General features: G+C 36.8%; 17 protein-coding genes. 11 read left to right on the forward strand and 6 right to left on the reverse strand.

Translation table 11 applies throughout. The annotated features are described in order from the left end of the window. Nucleotides 1–416: 416 nt before the first annotated feature. From PI85_RS16715 to argH, 7 genes are all read left to right on the forward strand, one after another. On the forward strand, nt 417–1,298 hold the full coding sequence (locus PI85_RS16715; RefSeq protein WP_036125843.1) for a GNAT family N-acetyltransferase: 882 nt from the start codon (nt 417–419) through the stop codon (nt 1,296–1,298). A 146-nt stretch (nt 1,299–1,444) separates the two neighbouring features. Further along, on the forward strand, nt 1,445–1,987 hold the full coding sequence (locus tag PI85_RS16720; RefSeq protein WP_036125845.1) for a glycoside hydrolase family 73 protein: 543 nt from the start codon (nt 1,445–1,447) through the stop codon (nt 1,985–1,987). 11 nt (nt 1,988–1,998) lie between these two features. After that, entirely contained in the window at nt 1,999–2,637 is a 639-nt protein-coding gene (locus PI85_RS16725) for a response regulator transcription factor (RefSeq protein WP_036125847.1), read from the forward strand. Further along, nucleotides 2,634–3,968, forward strand: coding sequence for a sensor histidine kinase (locus PI85_RS16730; RefSeq protein WP_036125849.1), 1,335 nt, complete (start codon nt 2,634–2,636; stop codon nt 3,966–3,968). The genes PI85_RS16725 and PI85_RS16730 overlap by 4 nt, the downstream gene beginning before the upstream one ends. Before the next feature lie 158 nt (nt 3,969–4,126). Further along, complete coding sequence (locus tag PI85_RS16735) at nt 4,127–5,422, forward strand: hypothetical protein (RefSeq protein WP_036125851.1); 1,296 nt, start codon at nt 4,127–4,129, stop codon at nt 5,420–5,422. A 292-nt stretch (nt 5,423–5,714) separates the two neighbouring features. Further along, nucleotides 5,715–7,286 (forward strand): APC family permease, encoded by a 1,572-nt coding sequence (locus PI85_RS16740; protein WP_036125853.1) that lies wholly within the window; start codon nt 5,715–5,717, stop codon nt 7,284–7,286. Between the two features lie 28 nt (nt 7,287–7,314). Further along, on the forward strand, nt 7,315–8,637 hold the full coding sequence (gene argH / locus PI85_RS16745) for an argininosuccinate lyase (RefSeq protein ID WP_200886581.1): 1,323 nt from the start codon (nt 7,315–7,317) through the stop codon (nt 8,635–8,637). 114 nt (nt 8,638–8,751) lie between these two features. Here argH and PI85_RS16750 read toward each other — a convergent pair whose 3' ends face one another. Both PI85_RS16750 and PI85_RS16755 read right to left on the reverse strand, forming a co-directional pair. Beyond that, a complete protein-coding gene (locus PI85_RS16750) occupies nt 8,752–9,609 on the reverse strand; it encodes a PhzF family phenazine biosynthesis protein (protein WP_036125857.1) in 858 nt (285 codons plus the stop codon). A gap of 144 nt (nt 9,610–9,753) precedes the next feature. After that, a complete protein-coding gene (locus tag PI85_RS16755) occupies nt 9,754–10,962 on the reverse strand; it encodes a CynX/NimT family MFS transporter (RefSeq protein ID WP_036125859.1) in 1,209 nt (402 codons plus the stop codon). A 150-nt stretch (nt 10,963–11,112) separates the two neighbouring features. Here PI85_RS16755 and PI85_RS16760 point away from each other — a divergent pair, with 150 nt between their 5' ends. After that, nucleotides 11,113–11,652 (forward strand): XRE family transcriptional regulator, encoded by a 540-nt coding sequence (locus tag PI85_RS16760; protein ID WP_225316188.1) that lies wholly within the window; start codon nt 11,113–11,115, stop codon nt 11,650–11,652. A 79-nt stretch (nt 11,653–11,731) separates the two neighbouring features. Here PI85_RS16760 and qoxD read toward each other — a convergent pair whose 3' ends face one another. From qoxD to qoxA, 4 genes are all read right to left on the reverse strand, one after another. Continuing rightward, complete coding sequence (qoxD, locus tag PI85_RS16765; RefSeq protein WP_036125864.1) at nt 11,732–12,016, reverse strand: cytochrome aa3 quinol oxidase subunit IV; 285 nt, start codon at nt 12,014–12,016, stop codon at nt 11,732–11,734. Nucleotide 12,017: 1 nt separating this feature from the next. After that, nucleotides 12,018–12,614: a cytochrome aa3 quinol oxidase subunit III gene (gene qoxC, locus PI85_RS16770; RefSeq protein ID WP_008177591.1), complete on the reverse strand. Its 597-nt coding sequence runs from the start codon at nt 12,612–12,614 to the stop codon at nt 12,018–12,020. After that, on the reverse strand, nt 12,611–14,560 hold the full coding sequence (qoxB, locus tag PI85_RS16775) for a cytochrome aa3 quinol oxidase subunit I (RefSeq protein ID WP_036148337.1): 1,950 nt from the start codon (nt 14,558–14,560) through the stop codon (nt 12,611–12,613). Before qoxB ends, qoxC begins: the two co-directional genes overlap by 4 nt. A gap of 68 nt (nt 14,561–14,628) precedes the next feature. Continuing rightward, nucleotides 14,629–15,507 (reverse strand): cytochrome aa3 quinol oxidase subunit II, encoded by an 879-nt coding sequence (gene qoxA, locus PI85_RS16780; protein ID WP_036125866.1) that lies wholly within the window; start codon nt 15,505–15,507, stop codon nt 14,629–14,631. A gap of 350 nt (nt 15,508–15,857) precedes the next feature. Here qoxA and PI85_RS16785 point away from each other — a divergent pair, with 350 nt between their 5' ends. From PI85_RS16785 to PI85_RS16795, 3 genes are all read left to right on the forward strand, one after another. Then, nucleotides 15,858–17,303: a PLP-dependent aminotransferase family protein gene (locus PI85_RS16785; RefSeq protein ID WP_036125869.1), complete on the forward strand. Its 1,446-nt coding sequence runs from the start codon at nt 15,858–15,860 to the stop codon at nt 17,301–17,303. 649 nt (nt 17,304–17,952) lie between these two features. Then, the gene (locus PI85_RS16790) at nt 17,953–18,330 is read left to right on the forward strand and encodes an enoyl-CoA hydratase (RefSeq protein ID WP_036125871.1); all 378 of its coding nucleotides are present in this window, start codon (nt 17,953–17,955) and stop codon (nt 18,328–18,330) included. A 19-nt stretch (nt 18,331–18,349) separates the two neighbouring features. Then, nucleotides 18,350–19,318: an MBL fold metallo-hydrolase gene (locus tag PI85_RS16795; protein WP_036125873.1), complete on the forward strand. Its 969-nt coding sequence runs from the start codon at nt 18,350–18,352 to the stop codon at nt 19,316–19,318. Nucleotides 19,319–19,335 lie beyond the last annotated feature (17 nt).

Genomic DNA, 19,335 nt, shown 5'->3' on the forward strand with positions numbered 1-19,335 from the left:
TTTCTATACTTATTTCATGCTTTTTCAATCTAAACATTGTCAATATATCTCTAGACAACATTTAACAAAAAGTGGTAAGCTTACAGTAATCTTAAAAACAGAAGGGAGATTAGACATTTATGCTAAAACTTATTATCGCAAATTAAATTCCCATGAATTTAATAGAAGGGCCATTCTATCATACTTGAAACATGATAGGTCTATTTAGTATTGCCCTTTTGCGATAACGTAGAGAAGCATAAATTTGTCTGATCCATATAAACAGATACTATCGTAGCCACTGCAGTGGTTAACGTTGTTTTCTGTATATAAGCAAAGACTTTATGAGGTTTTCTCATAGAGTCTTTTTCTGTTTTTAGGAGGTGATGATTCCAATAATAATAATGTATAAATAGATAAAATCGGAGGGAATAAACATGGAAAAGTACGAATTAGTGAGCGATTATCGTCATGATGATCGATTAAAGGAAAGCTTTAATGATTTAGCGATAACAACGTTTGGATTGGATTTTCGAGATTGGTATAGCAAAGGGTATTGGAACGACCAATATATTCCTTATTCATTTGTTCAAGAAGGAAAAGTGATTGCGAATGCTTCGGTTTATAAAATGTCGATTCGCATAAAAGGCGAGCAATTAAAGGGGATTCAGATTGGTACGGTCATGACCGATGAACATTATCGTCATCAAGGCTTGGCAAAGCAGCTGATGCTGCATATCATGAAAGAGTATGAGGGGACCTGTGATTTCATGTATCTCTTTGCCAATGAAACAGTATTAGATTTTTATCCGAAGTTTGGCTTTACTCGTATACATGAAAGTGAATTCAGCTTAGACCTTACAGCAAGTCCTATTCAACGAAAGCAGACTAGCGTCCAACAGCTGACAGTTGAGCAAGATCTAGCACTCCTTGAGGATTATGCAAAAAATCGATATATCCATTCAAGTATAATCGCTGTTGAGCAAAATGAAAGTTTATTAATGTTTTATTTTACGTTAGTTTTCCCTCAAGCCATTTACTATCTAGAAGAATTAGAAACAATAGTATTGATGGAGGAAGAGGAGGGGGTATTAAATATTTTTGATATCATCTCCTTACAGCCCATTCATATAGAGGAGTTGTTAGCCATTATTGTGAAAGATTCTACCCAAAAAGTGGTGTTTTATTTCACGCCGGAGTTTACCTTGAATGGCATGACCGCGACCATCCAACCTAATGATGACGACGCTTTATTTGTTCTTTCAAAAAAGGCGATTCTGCCAGGGAATTTCATGTTCCCTTTAACTTCGCATTGTTAATCGGAAGAGGTTGAAACAAACAATGCGCAAGCCTGTACCTTAAAAAGTACGGGCTGTTTTTACAACTTTTAATGTTTTGTCAAATAACTGTAACATTGCTGTTTTACGATATAACCATCAGTTAAATGGAAATGAGGTAAAACACAATGAAAAAAATCAGTATTCTATTACTTATCGTTATTTTAGCCCTTTATATGGTCAAGCTATTTGGACATGGTCATCAAGACGAAGTTGAATTTATTGATGAAATAGCATCAATAGCCGTTGCATTAAATAAGCAAAATCAAGAGATATTGCCTAGTGTAATTATTGCACAGGCTATATTGGAGTCGAATTACGGTAAAAGTGAATTAGCGGTTAATGCAAATAACCTGTTTGGGATAAAAGGCAGATATCATGGAAAGTCTATTAAAATGCCGACAGTTGAATATGAACAAAATAAAAGCTTTACAACTGAAGCAGAATTTAGGGCTTACCCTGATTGGAAAAGTGCATTAAAGGACCATCGTCAGCTATTATTAGAGGGTACCAGTTGGAATGAACAACAATACGAAGAGGTTCTGGCGGCTTCAACCTATCAAGAAGCCGCCTATGCCTTGAAAAAAAGCAATTACTCGACAGATCCTTTATATCCCGAAAAATTAATTGCTATAATCGAACAATATAATCTGGAAAAATATGATAATTAGGAGCTTCATACATGAATATTCTCATTGCAGATGATGAATTAGATATGTTAAAGATTTTACAAAACTATTTTCAAAGAGAGGGTTTCACGGTTTTTACCGCAACAAATGGAGAGGAGGCACTTACCGTTTTTTATCAAGAAAAAATTGATTTGGCCATTTTAGATTGGATGATGCCTAAAATAGATGGGATGATGGTTTGTCGTGAAATGAAAAAAACACAAAAGATTAAGGTCTTAATGCTTACAGCAAGGGACACTGGTGAAGATGAATTTCAGGCGTTAGCAGAGGGGGCTGACGATTATGTCAATAAACCCTTTTATCCTAAGGTACTGATAATGAGGGCAAAAAAATTACTGCAAATTGAAGCTATTCAACAATTGCATGATGTGTCCTTCGATGTTACAAGTAAACGTGTTTGGCGAGCAGGGACAGAAATAGAGTTAACGAAAACGGAATTCGATTTGTTACGAATTTTTAGTCAAAATCGGAGACAAATTTTGACGAGAGATCAATTACTAGATTTAGTGTGGGGATTGGACTATATGGGAGATCCACGAACAGTGGACACACATATTCGACGATTGCGAGAAAAAATAGGAGAGAACATTATTCAAACACATAGAGGGATTGGATATAGTACAAGCGAATGAAACAAAAAATCGGCACAAAACTAACCATTTATATTACTTTAGTAGTTATTCTTACTTTTTCTATATCCCTTGTTGTAAGTCAGTTTTTCCTTCCTAAATATTATTTATATCAGCTGAATAAAAAAGTATCAGAAGCCTTTGATTCTTATCAAGTATTAGAGGATGCAGAATTGGTGGAGCGACAATTTGATGTCACAATTGTAGCAGTCCCATTACAGGACTCCATCAATGACCTGAATGAAAATTTAAGACTTCAGCTGGCGAAAGAGCATATTGCCCTAAATAAATTTTGGGTTTCCGAGGAAGTACTACAAACTATCTCGGAGGATAAAATTGTAGGAAAGCTCTATGATCAAGGGAAACAAAAGTCTAGCTTTATTGTGCATTATGCGAAAGAAGGGGATCAGCTTGTCATGATTGGAGCCTCTATGGCCCATTTTACAGATATAGCCTATTTTATAAATCGTTTTAATTTAGCCTTTCTGATAGTGAGTATTTTAATCATTATTATGGTCACAGCGCTACTATCTCGGAAGATAACCAATCCATTACATGAATTGCAGCAAGTTGCAAAGGAGATTGGGGAACTGAATTTTCAACAAGCTACCATTCAAACAGGTGATGAAATCGAAGAGTTAGCAAAGAGCATTAATAAAATGAGTACAACGCTTGAATCAGCGCAGCAATTATTAACACAAAGGAATCTAGATTTAAAACAATTTATGATCGGCTTAACACATGAGTTGAAAACGCCTCTCGCCCTCATCAATGTATACTCAAGTGGGATCGAAGATGGGTTGGATGATGGCACCTATTTAACAGTTATACATCAGCAAGTGGATCGTATGGAGAAAATCATTACAGATATGCTTTATTATGCCCGAACAGAAGAAAATGCTTTGAACCTATCACGTTTTGATTTTTACCAGCTACTACAAGAAATCATACAAAGCTATCAGCCCTTACAGGGAGAAAAACAGATTTTTCTTCAATCGGACGTAACTGAATTTATGCTGAATAGTGAGCAGGAAAAAGTCTATTATATTATAGAAAACTTGGTCAGCAATGCACTAAAATATACATCAGACAATGAAATACAGATTTCCTTTACTTCGGGTATATTGGAAATAAGTAATCATACAACACTACCAGATATTTCTAAAGTATGGCAACCGTTCTATGTAGGCGAAAGCTCTCGAAATAAGCATTTCTCTGGAACAGGGCTTGGTCTCGCGACAGTGAAAAGTATTGCCGAACAATTAGGCTTTGGAACGAATTCCACACTAACAAATGGAAAAATATCGTTTACGATAGATTTTTCAAGCAAGTAATTGTATTCTGTACAGATCTCTTCTTATGTTCCCATCCGGCAAGTGACCATTATTGCCGTCAAATACCTTATTTCTGGATAGTTTTTAAATGACACTATAAAAATTGGGCATTTCTCTATAGAATGGTATATATCAAGTAATTTTACTAGGAGGAAATAATGTATACAGTTGGAGTCATTGGCCCTAATTCATCTGTAGAGCGCATCATTAAATTAGGTAAAGAATACGAAATGACTATGAATTTTATAGCATTTCCATATCATGATTTTCATGAAACCGTCCATATCGTAAAGGAAAATCATCACGCTGTGGATGCCTGGTTTTTTTCTGGTCAAATTTCGTATATGGTTGCGAAAAATACGTTACATTCAGGTGAAAACTTAGTTTATATTCAACATACTGAATCTGGCATTTATAAATGCTTGTTGCATATGGGCTTTTATCAGGGAGAATTTTTAAACAAGGTAAGTATTGATGAAATCACGACCTCTCATTTGGAGCAAGCCGTAAAACAGCTAAATTTTGCGCCTAAAGAGATCTATGTTAAAACCTTTGATGTAAACACCAGCACAAAGGAGTTAGTGGATTTTCATATTGATTTTTGGAATCGTGAGAAGACGGCAGGTGCTTTAACTTGCTTTGAAGCTGTCTATTTAGAACTGAAGGAGGCTGGTGTTCCAGCTTATCATATATCGACTACAGATATGGAGATTCTTCAAGCATTACGAATACTAGAAGAAAAACGTAGAACTTTTTATTTTAAAGATACTCAAATTGGTGTTCAAATTATCGAAATTGAGCAATTTGACAAGATTTCTGAAAAGGCGAAAAGCACTTATCATCTTCAGTATTTAGAATTAAAATTAAAAGAAACCTTACTGCGATTTTGTGAGCAACTAGATGGTTCTCTGTTAGAGAAGGGGAATGGCCGCTATATTATTTTTAGTTCTCGTGGGGCGATTGAACGGAAAATTAAGGACTTGCAGGAGACAATCTTTCAGCTTTCACATGAATCCAATACGACCGTCACGGTTGGGATTGGCTATGGGGTAACTGTTCATTCGGCAGAAATTAATGCGCAGCTCGCTATTCAGCTATCAAAAGAAAAGTCTGAGCAGCCCATTGTCATCGTGCAGGAAAATGGAACGATCATCGAATCCGTAGGGGAAGAAGATGAAGTCAGTTTTTCATACCATAGTAATGATGACATTTTATTAGAAAAATTGAAAAAAGCAAAAATTAGCTTAAAAAATTATAATAAATTATGTGCAATCGTCAAAAAAATGAGCTGGCAAGAATTTACCATTAAAGATTTAGCTGCACATCTTTATTGGGATGAAAGCAATGCTAGACGGATTTTAACAAGTCTTAGTGACGTAGATCTAGTAGAGTATACAGGCAAAGACGCTCAGATTAGCAGAGGAAGACCAAGTAAAATTTATCGTTTGAAATGACCATCTTCATGGATGGTTATTTTTTTTTTGAAAAAAATATGTTGAAAAATTCAAACGATTAAAATAAAATCATTTTAAGGTAAACACCTTTTAATTACCTTTAATTAATGGTTACTAAAAAATGTGTGCAATGTTTCATCATCTAGAAAGGAGCACAATCTATAACAATTACCTACATTACATTGCGCTGCAGAGTAAAATATCTAATTTTTTCTGCCAAGACGTCATTTTATTGAAGCGTCAAAATTAAAAGGGTCATACCAATATTCTCTTTTCAGAGAGGGGAACATTCATGAGTCAAGAACAATATTTGAAAAAGAAAATGGGGTTTTGGTCACTTACAACATTATCTCTAGGGGGAATAATTGGATCTAGTTGGCTCTTTGGACCATGGGTAGCTGCAAAATTGGCAGGCCCGGCAGCTATTCTGTCCTGGATCATTGGTGCGTTTGTTATCACACTTATAGCGCTTGTTTATGCTGAGTTAGGAAGAGTAAAACCTGAGACAGGAGGCTTAGCCAGATATCCGCTTTATTCACATGGAAAAATGCTTGCTACCGTTACTAGTTATTCCATCTGGTTTGGCTATTGTGCTACTGCACCCGTAGAATCATCAGGTGTTATCCAATATGCCAATCAATTTTGGCCAGGATTATATGATGTTACGAAGGAGCAACTGACAACATCAGGTATTCTAGCAGCGATGGTGTTAATGGTATTTTTTGTTGTTTTTAATTATTTCGGGGTGAAACTATTTGCAGTCACAAACAATATTATTACAACCGTAAAGTTTGTTGTTCCTGTTCTAACGATTATTGCCTTTTTTATGACAGGCTTTCAACCAGAGAATTTTTCAAGCCAAGGATTTGCTCCAAATGGCTATAGTGCAGGATTAAGTGCCATTTTAACAACCGGAATATTTTTTGCTTATACAGGGTTTGGCAATGTCATTATGATGAGTGGGGAAGTCGTCAACCCTAGAAGAAATATTCCACTCGCTCTCATTACGTCTTTAGGTGTTGCGGCAGTATTATATGTGTTACTTCAAATTACGTTTATCGGCGCAGTTCCAACAGAAATGTTAGCGAATGGGTGGAGTGGCATTAAATTTGATTCACCATTTGCTAATTTAGCCATGATGGCTAATATGGTTTGGCTATCATGGATTATTACAGCTGATGCGATGGTTTCGCCAACAGGTTCAGCTCTTACTTATACAGCTGGTACGTCAAGACATGTATTTGGTATGGCGAAAAGTGGTTTCCTCCCATCTTATTTTGGAACAATTAATAAGAAATTCGGTGTTCCAACACGTGCACTTGCACTTAATTTCCTAGTAGGTTTATTATTTTTATTCCCACTTAAAAGCTGGACAGCTATCGTTGCGATTGTAGGAGCTATCGGTATTTTTAAATATGCATCAGCATGTGTAACGGTTATGGTTTTCCGTAGGGTAGGTCTGACAAAAAATAATGGGCTACCAGGTATGCAAGTCATAGCGCCAATGGCATTCGTTTTTGCCACACTGCTTATTTATTGGACAAATTGGAGTAAGGTACAACTAGCTATTACAGGACTTGTGATCGGTATTGCCTGTTATTTAGTGATTTACTTTATTCAAAAACATCAATCAGTGGAGTTCCTTGGTGGTATATACATTATCTTTTATATTTTAATGCTTGTATTCATGTCCTTCCTAGGGAATTTTGGTGGTAAAGGCATAATCCCGGATCCTTATATGTCCGTAATTGTCGCTATATTTGGCTTAGCCTTTTATTATTTTGCTGTTTACAATGGTGTCTGGTATATGCGTAAAAGAGGAAATATTGAGGAATTACAGAAAAGCATTTCTGAAATATCATAACGTTAATAGATTGGTTGAAGGAGAATGAATGATGAAGCTTTGGGGCGGTCGTTTTAGAAAAGAAGAAAACAAATTAATGGAAGATTTCAATAGTTCATTAAAGGTGGATCAAAGACTTTACACGGAAGATATAAAAGGCAGTATTGCCCATGTCCATATGTTAGTACAATGCGATTTATTGACGGAGAAGGAAGGACAAGATATTGTTAATGCACTTCTTTCCATTTTAGAGGATATTGATAATGGCACATTACGGATTGAAGGAAATTATGAAGATATTCATAGTTTCGTGGAGTCGAATTTGACACAACGAATCGGTGAAACAGGGAAAAAGCTTCACACAGCAAGAAGTCGTAATGACCAAGTAGCAACAGATATTAGACTATATGCAAAAAACAAGGCGTTTGAGGTGATTGCCTCTATTGAAGAGTTACAACATAGACTAGAACAAAAAGCTAAAGACAATAACGTTATAATGCCAGGGTATACGCATCTTCAACGTGCGCAGGTTGTAACGTTTCAGCATCATTTGATGGCTTATTATAATATGTTAAACCGTGATAAAAAAAGAATTGTGAAAGCGATCGAAATAATGAATGAGAGTCCGCTTGGATGTGGCGCATTAGCAGGAACTACTCATGCGATTAATCGAGAATTAACAGCCAACGAGCTAGGTTTCTCTAAGCCGGTGGATAATTTCTTAGATGGGGTAAGTGATCGCGACTATTTATTAGAGCTAATGTCAGATTTCTCCATAATTATGATGCATTTAAGTAGATTAAGTGAAGAGCTCATTTTGTGGAGTAGCCAGGAGTTTAAATTTATTACGATTGATGATGCCTATTCTACTGGCAGCAGTATTATGCCGCAGAAGAAAAACCCTGATGCAGCAGAGCTTATACGAGGCAAAACAGGACGAGTATATGGCTCGCTAACGTCTCTATTAACAACAATGAAGGGCTTACCACTTGCTTACAATAAAGATATGCAGGAAGATAAGGAGCCATTTTTCGATGCATTGGATACGGTTTTATCTTGTCTACAAATCATGTCAAAAATGATTGCTACGATGAGGGTGAACAGTGAAAACATGAAAAAAGCTGTCAAAGGAGGGTTTCTAAATGCAACAGAGGTCGCTGATTATTTAGTGAGCAAGGGGGTTGCCTTTAGAGATGCTCATAGTATTGTCGGAGCCATCGTTATTTACTGTGAAGATCATGACAAAGCGATTGAGGAATTAACAATAGATCAATTGAAAGAATTAAGTTCATTTATTGATGAGGATATCTATGACTATATCGATTATCATAATATCTTAAACAAAGGGATTAAAGTAAGTTTACTATCATAAAAACAAACCGTTATCTTGACATTAAATGGTCAACATAACGGTTTTTTTATTTCAAAGATGAATTAGATTTCTCCGTCAGCCAAATAAGGGAAGAAGCATTCGTTTTTTTTACGTTCACTCCATATTTTCTACAGTTAAACATTTAGTTTCACAATAATAGCCTTTGCCGCCAACAAAAACTTTTTCTATTTCATTCTTGCTATTGGTTGCTAATTTCACTAATATTTCGGAAGGCGAATGTAAAGAATAACCTTGTTCAAATACATAGACTTCTTTTTGCATGTGGTGCTGTTCATAAAGGTAGCAAGCTAATGCACCGTTTGAAGTTCCAGTCGCTGCTTCTTCATTGATGTCGTATAGTGGAGCAAAATTTCTGCATATGATTCGATTGTCATTAAACGTATATACATGCATCCCCACAACATCATAATACTCGCTGATTTCTTTAATCTTGTCAAAATTAGGTTGCAGTGCATGTAATTGTGTTTCACTTGTTATAGGAATTAAAATATCTTTTAAGCCTGTGGAGACAATTTGAATCGGGTAGTTATTGTCTATAGCTTTACTATCAATACAGTCGATGAACTCGTTTGGAGAAATAACATCATAGAATGTCGGTTTGTTTTGTTCCATGAATATGATGTCATCTTTTATCGTAATAGTAAGAACACCGCTGTTTGTTTCAATCGTATAGCGATCCTTGAAAAGTTTATTTAAATGCATCAGTATCGTGAAAGAGCCTATTGTGGCATGACCACATAAATCAACCTCTTCTTTTGGTGTAAAATACTCAAATTTATAATCTGCCACTTCAGATGCTGATATAAATGCGGTTTCCGCATAGCCTAGTTGTTTGGCTATGGCCATTTTTTGAGTAGTGGTCAATGTATTTTCATTCAATACCACTCCTGCTTTATTTCCCCCTTGATGATCCTTGCTAAATGCACTTGCAACGTAAACAGATATTTTCATAAGACTCTTCCTTCCTCACTTATAATGAATAGTAGCATAGAAATTACGATTTAAAAGTATTTTTAGCAGGAGACAAACTATTTTAGCATCTGAAATCTCTAAATATAGTTTGTCTACAATCTAAAACACGGTTGAAACACTCCGTCATCTACTAGGTAGAACGCGAATAGTAGCTGATTCCGTCTTTGTTTTAACCTTTAACGTCAGCCCCATAATAACGATGATTATAAATAATAAGGTGAAAAGGGCAACGTCAAATGTATTCGTCATATCCTTGATGACACCAACAAGCATTGGAATGATGCCGCTAATGATATAGCCACCAAATTGAATCATCGCTGTCCATTCACTTGCCTCTTTTGGTGTAGTCGTTGCATCTAAAGGTAAAATCATTGCTAATGGGAATAAACCACCAGCACCGATGCCCGTTAATGTCGCACAGAAAATAGGTGAGATTCCGCCCATGATTAACATCATAATACCAATAAAGGAGCTTGAAGCACAAAGTAGCATCCAAGGTTTTCTCTTTAAACTATTATTTATTAAGATGGGAATGATAAAGCTACAAATCATTTGCATGACTGAAAAAATAGTGACCGTTGTTGCGGCGTAGGCGTCACTATATCCCATATCCTGTACTTTAGGAGCGAGCCATGTCGCGAGGGAGTAATAAACGCCAGATTGTAAACCAAACATGACCATAAGAAGCCAAACATATCGGTTTCCCCAAGGTAGTCGACTTTTTTGACTTGCAGATTTCTCTATGGATTCTTGAGATTTCTTAGATTTTTTAATAATAGGAATCCAAACAATGATCCCCATAAGAGCAAATACCGACCATATCGCTAAAGCTGCATTCCAGGATTGATGAAAAGCATGCATAGCAGGTACAACTAAACCAGCACTTAAAGACGCTCCAATTCCCATACCCGCAGAATATACACCGATCATCGTAGAAGAATATTTAGGAAATTCCTTTTTGATATAGCCTGAAATCAGTGGACCTGTTATGGCTATACCTATCCCACTAAGAATAGCGGTTGCTAATAAAAATAAAGGAAAAGTTGCCACTAACCGTAAAGCTGTTGATACACCAATTAATAAAACGGATAGCCCAATCGTCCATTCGATACCCCATTTTTCACTTAGCTTGCCAGCCAATGGTGCAAAAATACCCATACAAAATACAGGAAGTGCCGTTAATAAACTGACAACAACACTCGTCATCTGCAAATCCATTTGTATATTTTTCAATACTGGCGAGATAGACGTTATGGAAGCTCGTAGATTCATAGACAGTATAAACAAAGAAAAAACGCTCCAAATAATCGGGAAGTTTTTTGATTTCGCCATCACTGAAAACACCTCTTTTAGTTATTATTTGATATACTATAGTTAACTTTTAATTTTTAAAAATAAACTATAATTAATCGACTTGTATACTATAATATACTAATTATGCAAAGTCAATAAAAGGGGTGCAAACTATTGCTGGAGGAGAATATGGATTTATCAAGTCAGGTAGGTATGAACTTAAGAGAGATTCGAAAAAACAAAAGGATGAGTCTCGAGGAGCTTGCGAGTATTAGTAATGTCAGTAAGCTAACATTAGGCAAAATTGAACGTGGAGAAACCAATCCAACTGTTAATATCCTTTGGAAAATATGTAGAGGGCTTCATATTCCATTAGTTTCTTTATTATCCTTTGAAGAAAATGTAGAGGTCCATCGTTTTGGGTCGGAATACCAATTTGCAGGTCATAATAACAACTGGTTTGTCGAACCTTTATTCAAAACAAATGGAACTGAATGGTATAGAGGTCGACTTGAACCTAATAGTGAATACAGTGAGTGTCACTTAGCAGGCTCCGAAGAAATTGTGCTTGTATTAAATGGACAACTGGAGCTAAAGGTAGGAGAGAAAACCCATCAGTTAAACCAATGGGATGTCATTAAATTCAAAGGTGAAGAACTTCACACGTATATCAACCACTCAGATGAAAAAGTACATTTAATGCTGTCATTAACGTATACAACCCCATAAGTATGGATAAAGAAAGTCATATTACTGCCACAAAAAAATCGTCCTTACTTTATACAAGTAAAGGACGATTTTTCTCTATTTAGATATAACCCCAAATCATACATAATAATGTTCCGAAAATGGTAACGAGCGCAATGACTAGCCCATAATAAATATTCGTATAGATGGCTGGTTTATCATTGGTTTCACCAGCGTGCATAAAGACAACTAATTGCAAGCCTGCCTGAATAAATGCTGTGACTAAAAGTATCGTCATCGTAATGGGCATTGATATTTGAAAAAAGTAGACACATGCTGCAATGATGGTAAGGATGATCGACATGGCAAATCCCATCACCTGTTTTAGTGGGAATAAATTACTCATTTCACACCATTCCTTTCAAGTAAATGAAACTGAAGATAAAAATCCAAACCACATCTAAAAAGTGCCAGTATAAGGAGAAGATGAAAGATTTATTGGCTGTTTCAGGCGTTAATCCACGCGTTATTAGTTGGTAGACAATAAATATGCCCCAGAACACACCAAATGTGACATGGGCACCATGCGTTCCTAATGTTGTCAATAGGGTAGCTGTAAAGGCGCTCGTTTGTAAGCCTGCACCAACATGCACATAATGAATAAACTCATAAACTTCAAACCCAATAAATGCTACACCTAGCAAAAGCGTCAAAATATAGAATGTAATCATCGCTTTCATATAGCCTTTGCGCATAGCGTGTATACCCAGACCAATGGTAAAGCTACTTGTTAGAAGAATAAATGTTTCAAATAAAACAGGTGTTATTTCAAAAATGTCCGCTCCAGTTGGACCTGTTCCCGTGCGATCCACTAGCACAAAATAAGCTGCGAACAGCGTTCCGAAAAGCATGATTTCAGCGCCGATAAATACCCAAAAGCCTAGTATATTCAATTGATTTTGCTGTGTACTATATTCTAAAGGGAGTGATTGATCGATTTTCATGATTGACTACCTCGCAATTTTGATTCCGTTTCTTTCACTTTTTCGACAGGTACATAATGTCCAGGGTCTTTTTCCAATGAACGGTGAGCCATACAAATAAAAATGCCGATAGTTGTAACGATCGTTGGAATCCACATACCAAATACAAATGAGAAGCCCCAAGCAAAGAATATACAGCCTAAAATAAATGGTATACCGCTGTTATTTGGCATATGAATGTTTTCGTATTTTTCTGGGAACAAATCATGCTGACGATATTTTGCATCCCATAAAGCTTCAGTTGAAATGACATGTGGTACTTTTGCAAAATTATAGTACGGCACAGGACTTGGTGTAGCCCATTCTAGTGTACGTGCGTCCCATGGATCTGAGCCAATGTTTCTTGGTGCATAACGAATGCTGTAATAAACGTTGTAGACAATTAACATAAAGCCAATCGTAAGACCAATAGCGCCGACAAAGGAAACCATATTCCACATACCAAAACCTGTGGATGCTGAGTAAGTATACATACGGCGTGCTTGTCCATCTAAGCCAGAGAAGAACATCGGCATAAAGGCAAGTAGGGTGCTAATCGCAATAATCCAAGCCGTCACTTTGCCGATTTTTTCATTTAACATAAAGCCAAACATTTTTGGCCAATAGTAATGTAATCCTGCTAGCATGGCAAATACAACACCAGGAATAATGACCATATGGAAGTGAGCTACTAAAAACATTGTATTATGGTATTGGTAGTCAGCTGCTGACATACCTAGCATTACCCCTGTTACGCCACCTATTGTAAAAGTAGGGATAAACAACATGGAATAAAGCATTGGTGTTGTAAAGACAATTTTTCCTTTCCACAAGGTGAATAACCAGTTAAATATCTTCACCCCAGTCGGCACAGCAATAGCCATCGTTGTTATTGAAAAAATACTATTTGTTAAAGCGCCTTGCCCCATTGTAAAGAAATGATGGGTCCATACTAAAAACGAGAGGAAGGAGATAATCACCATGGAGCCGACCATCGATTTATAGCCGTAGAGATTGCGTCCAGAGAAGGTCGAAATAATCTCACTGTACAGTCCAAAGGCAGGTAATATGAGGATATAAACCTCAGGATGTCCCCAAACCCAGAAGAAATTGGCCCATAGCATATCCATACCACCATTAGATGTTGTGAAGAAGTTCGTAGCAAATAGGCGGTCGAATGTTCCCATGACAAGGGCAACCGTTAATACCGGAAAGGCAAAAACGATAATTACGTTTGCGACTAATGAAGACCACGTAAACATAGGCATTTTCATTAATGTCATTCCTGGAGCTCGCATTTTGAGAATGGTAACAATCATATTAATACCAGTAATTAATGTACCTAACCCTGAAATTTGTAGAGCAAACAAGTAATAGTTGACCCCTACAGATTGACTAAATTCATTACTAGCAAGAGGGAAATAATTCGTCCAGCCAGCATCAGGTGAACCGCCAATAACAAAGGAAATATTTAAGAGCATTGCTCCCATGAAAAATAGCCAAAAGCTTAATGCATTCAAACGTGGGAAGGCCACGTCTCTTGCGCCGATTTGAAGCGGCACGATGTAATTCATAAAGGCCATAATAAACGGCATCGCCATAAAGATAATCATGACTGTTCCATGTGTCGTAAATATTTCATTATAATGCTGGGCATCCAGTAATTTATTATCTGGTACTGCCATTTGCGCTCGCATCATAATAGCATCCGCACCACCACGGAATAGCATGAGAATGGCTGAAATTAAATACATAATACCAATGCGTTTATGATCCACTGTTGTTAACCATTCCCGCCAAAGATAACTCCACTTTTTAAAATAAGTTAATCCTACAATAATCGCTATAACCGTTAGACCAATAGCGACCATAGATGCATAAATAGCTGGGCTTGGATGGGGTATAGCAAAACGTTCAAAGTAATCCATCTGACTATGTCTCCTTTCGACATAAACCTTATCGTAAACTAGTTTCGTTTGAGAAATTCAAGATTGATTTATTGAGAGGCATGATCTTTTACGTGTGAAGAGCCATGCTGATGTCCGCCATGTTCACCCTCAGGTGCCGGTAGAAACGTTAAATGCGTTCCATTGAATGTGGACTGTCCCACATGACCTGGTTCTAATAACGTATTAAATTTTTCCTCTGTTAATAAATCTGCTGTTTCCTTTACTTCCTTCACCCATGCATTAAATTCATCATGAGTCACCGCTGTAACGTTAAACGTATTTTCCGCAAATCCTTTACCATTAAAGTTTGCATTTCTTCCCATAAACTCTCCAGGCATATCCGCAGCCAAATGCAAGGTATTCACCATATCGGCCATCGCATATTTTTGACCCCCAAGTTGTGGAATCCAGAAGCTAGTAATCGGTCCATACGAATAAAGCTTGAATTCAATTGGACGCTCTGCAGGAATATACAAATAATTTACGGTTTCAATATCTTCTTCTGGATAACTAAAATGCCATTTCCAGTTAGATGTTGAAGCATAAATGACCAATGGCTTTTCATCTTTGTATTTTTCCGGTGTCGATTCCACCTTGTAATTACTTTGAACTGAAATAATAGACATGTACGCAACAATTAACACAGGGATACCTACACAAATTACTTCAACCATTGTGCTCCCTTTAATATGGGGAGGCTTATAGTCAGGACTTTGCTTGGAAGCACGAAATTTCATTAACATATAAGCTAAAATCACAAAAACGACTAGTACGATAAAGGACATAATCCCTATCGATAGCATAATATCTTTGGCTTGTACTTGAGCTTGAGGACCTTTTGGATCTAATACTAAAAGCGGGTCACAACCGGTTAACATAGTGACAATAGTGAAAAGACCAATTAATCTGAGCCAACTTTTTTTCATAAACAAACCCCTTTAACTGATTCTTTGAGTGGCTATCGTTTACTATAGGTTTGTATGGATTTTGATTCACAATTGATTTTTATCATAGTGGTACATCCATTGAAAGACAAGGCGTTTTGCAAGATAACACAGAACGTTCTAAAACTAAGAAAGTAATTTTAGTATAATAATATCGAGAGGGATAAGCGTCAAGTAAGGGTTTTCATAGATTTCTATGGACTAAAATTAAAAGTGGATGGCAAAAGTAATAAGGAAGTGGATGGTTATTTATCGTTAACATTATATTACGATTGACTTTTTAGCTTTTCAGATAAAGCTAGAAAAAAGAGGCCATATAGAGGTGAGATTAGATGAATTGGAAACCAGATCGACATGCAAAAAAAGCTATCTATAAACAGCTCGCAGAATATATTGAAAAGGGGATTGCAGACGGAACATTTCCGCCCGATAAACCATTACCATCAGAGCGATATTTAGCGAATACTTTACAGGTCAATAGAAGTACAGTTGTTAGTGCCTATGATGAATTAGAAGCTATGGGACTCATTGAACGCAATAGAGGAAGCGGTACAACCATTAGCAAAGATATTTGGGGAATCACAAGAAAGAGAATTCCAAGCTGGAATCGATATATTGAGGCAGGCTCCTTTTTACCGAATCTACCGGTTACGCAAAAAATAAGAAAAGAGGCAGTGGAACACAAACTCATCAATTTAGCGACCGGAGAGTTATCGGAGGATCTTTTTCCTAAAAGCGCATTAAGAGAGATTACAGCAACACGTTCTTTCATTGGTAGTCTTGGATATGATCACCCACAAGGAAGTGAGATTCTACGAACGACCCTAACAAATCATATTAAAACTAGCAGAGGAATTGATACAAAGCCATCTTCCATACTCATTACTTCTGGAGCTCAACAGGCGCTACATTTGATTGTCCAATGTCTGTTAAAGCCTGGAGATGCTGTCGCAATTGAAGATCCTTCGTATAACTTCAATTTACCTATTTTTAAATCAGCTGGTTTAAAAATCCATTATCTTCCTGTTCATAAGGATGGCATTAATCCAGATGATTTGCAAGCACTATATAAAAAGCATCGAATTAAAATGATATTTTTAAACCCAGATTTTCATAACCCAACAGGCTCTTCATTAGCTATAAAGAAAAGAGAGGCTATTCTAGAAATATCGTCCAAGCTAGGCATTCCAGTAGTAGAGGATGACCCCTATAGCTTAACAGCCTTTTCAGGTGAGAAAAGACCAACATTAAAATCATTAGATAAAAACGGAAATGTATTATACATTAGCTCCTTGTCTAAAATTGTAGCTTCGGGTTTACGAATTGGCTGGATTATTGGTCCTACATCGGTTATTGAAAGACTATCCGACGCCAAGCAACAAATTGACTTTGGCCACTCCAGCTTCACGCAATGGATAGCGAATGATTTTTTAGAGTCAGCCAATTTTAACATGCATATGAAACATTTAGTAAAAGAATTGGAAAGACGTCGAGATACAATTGTCCAAAGTCTCCAAACGTATTTAAAGGGTCAGGTGACATTTTTCGCGCCACAGGGTGGGATTCATATTTGGTGCCAAGTACAGATGGAGGATTATAATGAAACCCAATTACTAGAAGAATCTATTAAACGTGGAGTCATCTATGTGCCTGGCTCGACTATGGGTTCACAAAAGGGATTTGTCCGTTTTACGTACGGCAGAGAAGATACTCGGTCGATCGATGAAGGAATCAAAAGGTTTGCACAAGCACTGCATTGCCTAAATGGAAAAAGATGAGTTTTTGTCAATAATAGACAAGTGGATGGTTAAATTAACACCAATGTGGATGGTTAAAAAAGTAGGGAAAGTATTTATGATAGAAACATGGATAACCAACATCCATCAAAGCTATCGACAATCATAGACGTGTGGATCGATTCACAATTATTCGCACAAGTAATGAAATCTGTAAATAGGGAAGGTGATAGGGAAACCTTGACAGCAATGCCGAGGGTATTAGGGACGAGGTAGGTCACTAATGTTAGTAGGTCCATGCGCCACAGAGGTTTTTACGAAAAAATGCTAGAAGCCCACTTTTAATAAAAAGGTTATAACATTCACAACACCTATCGTTAATGTTGTTTTAAAGCTTTACCTGTTCGAACAGTCTCATTTTAGCTTTAGCTGCCGATGAAAAAAATCAAGGCAGTCACTACTTATTATATTTTATTGCCCACGAGAATATATAAGGAATATAGGCACTCCTTATATACTCCAATCAAATCTAGTTAAAAACATGAAGTAGCCACCTAGCTCCGCACTACCATCAGCGCGCTAGGTGGCTACTTTTATAGAAAAGCTAGGGAAAATAGTTGAGTAATCTATTAATAAGTTTTAATATTCAGATTATAATAGTTTTTTCATTACTTAGCTAAGGGGGATGATGATGGTATTACAAATAGGGGAAAAAATAACATTTGAACGTACATTTACAAAGGAAGATGTAGAATTATTTACGAAGGTTTCTAAAGATGAAGGGGTTCATCATATAACGCCTGACGAACAAGGGCGGTTTGTTGTGCAAGGGCTTCTAACAGCCACACTTCCTACAAAAGTAGGGGGAGACTATAATGTGCTAGCTCGTAACATGAATTTCGAATTTTTACGTCCAGTTTTTAGCGAGGATACGATTCGTTGTGACGTCATCATCGAGCAATTTGAACAAGATGAAAAAAATCGAACAGCCATTACAGCAATATTTACATGCATCAATCAATTGGACAAAGAGGTATTAAAGGGCAGTTTTTCAGGTAGTATTTTATAAATCAAAGTAGGGGATATATATGAAAAGTACTGAGATTCTTTTTTTCGAACGTCCATTTCCAAGTGCGAATAGTATGATTATTCGTGATGATCAATCATTTTTAGTAGATACTGGATTTGGCAGCGATATGGTGCGAACTGAGCAGCTTTTAACATCTGCAGGGATTTTACCAGCACAATTAAACGGCATTATTAATACCCATTATCATAGCGATCATGTTGGAGGAAATCATTATTTTCAACAGCGGTATGAAATACCCGTTGCTGCCCATCTTTGGGAAGGTGAAATGGTGAATCAATGCGATATAGAGTCCTGTGGTGCACATTTTTTAGATCAACCCGTGGAACAATACACTGTTCAGCAATTACTAGTAGATGAACAGCAAATAATGACGGGGCAAAGTGCTTTCCAAGTTTTACATACACCAGGACATACATTGGGTCATATTGCTTTATACGAGCCAAAACAAGAAATTTTAATTTGTGGAGATTTATTTCATTATAATGATGTGGGATGGCTGAATATATTTAGAGAAGGGACAAACAGTATACGACGTTCCATTGAAAGTTTAGATCGACTCGCTACCCTTTCTATCAAAAAAGCATATCCTGGTCACGGCCCGGCTATCGATGAGCCATCCATAATGATAGACAAAGCAAGAGAAAGACTTGAAAAATGGATAGAGTCTCCTGAAAAAATGGCTTGGCATGCATGTAAGCGAATTTTTTCATTTACGCTGATGATAAAAAATGGATTAAAGAGTAGAGAAATCACGCCTTATCTACTAAGCTGCAGTTGGTTTTACGATTTCGCTGTCCACTTTTTCCGTTTAAAACCTGAGGAATTTGTACAACCATTGTTAGATGAAATGATTCGATCAAAAGCCGCAGCATGGCATCAAGACAAATTAATCGCCACAGCACCATATGAGGCACCAAATCCAAAATGGATAGAAGAGGATTGGAAACCAAGTAATTGGACTAAGTAAATGTGCAATTTTGTACT

Source organism: Lysinibacillus sp. A1 (genome assembly GCF_000801965.1).
GTDB classification, from domain to species: Bacteria; Bacillota; Bacilli; order Bacillales_A; family Planococcaceae; genus Lysinibacillus; species Lysinibacillus fusiformis.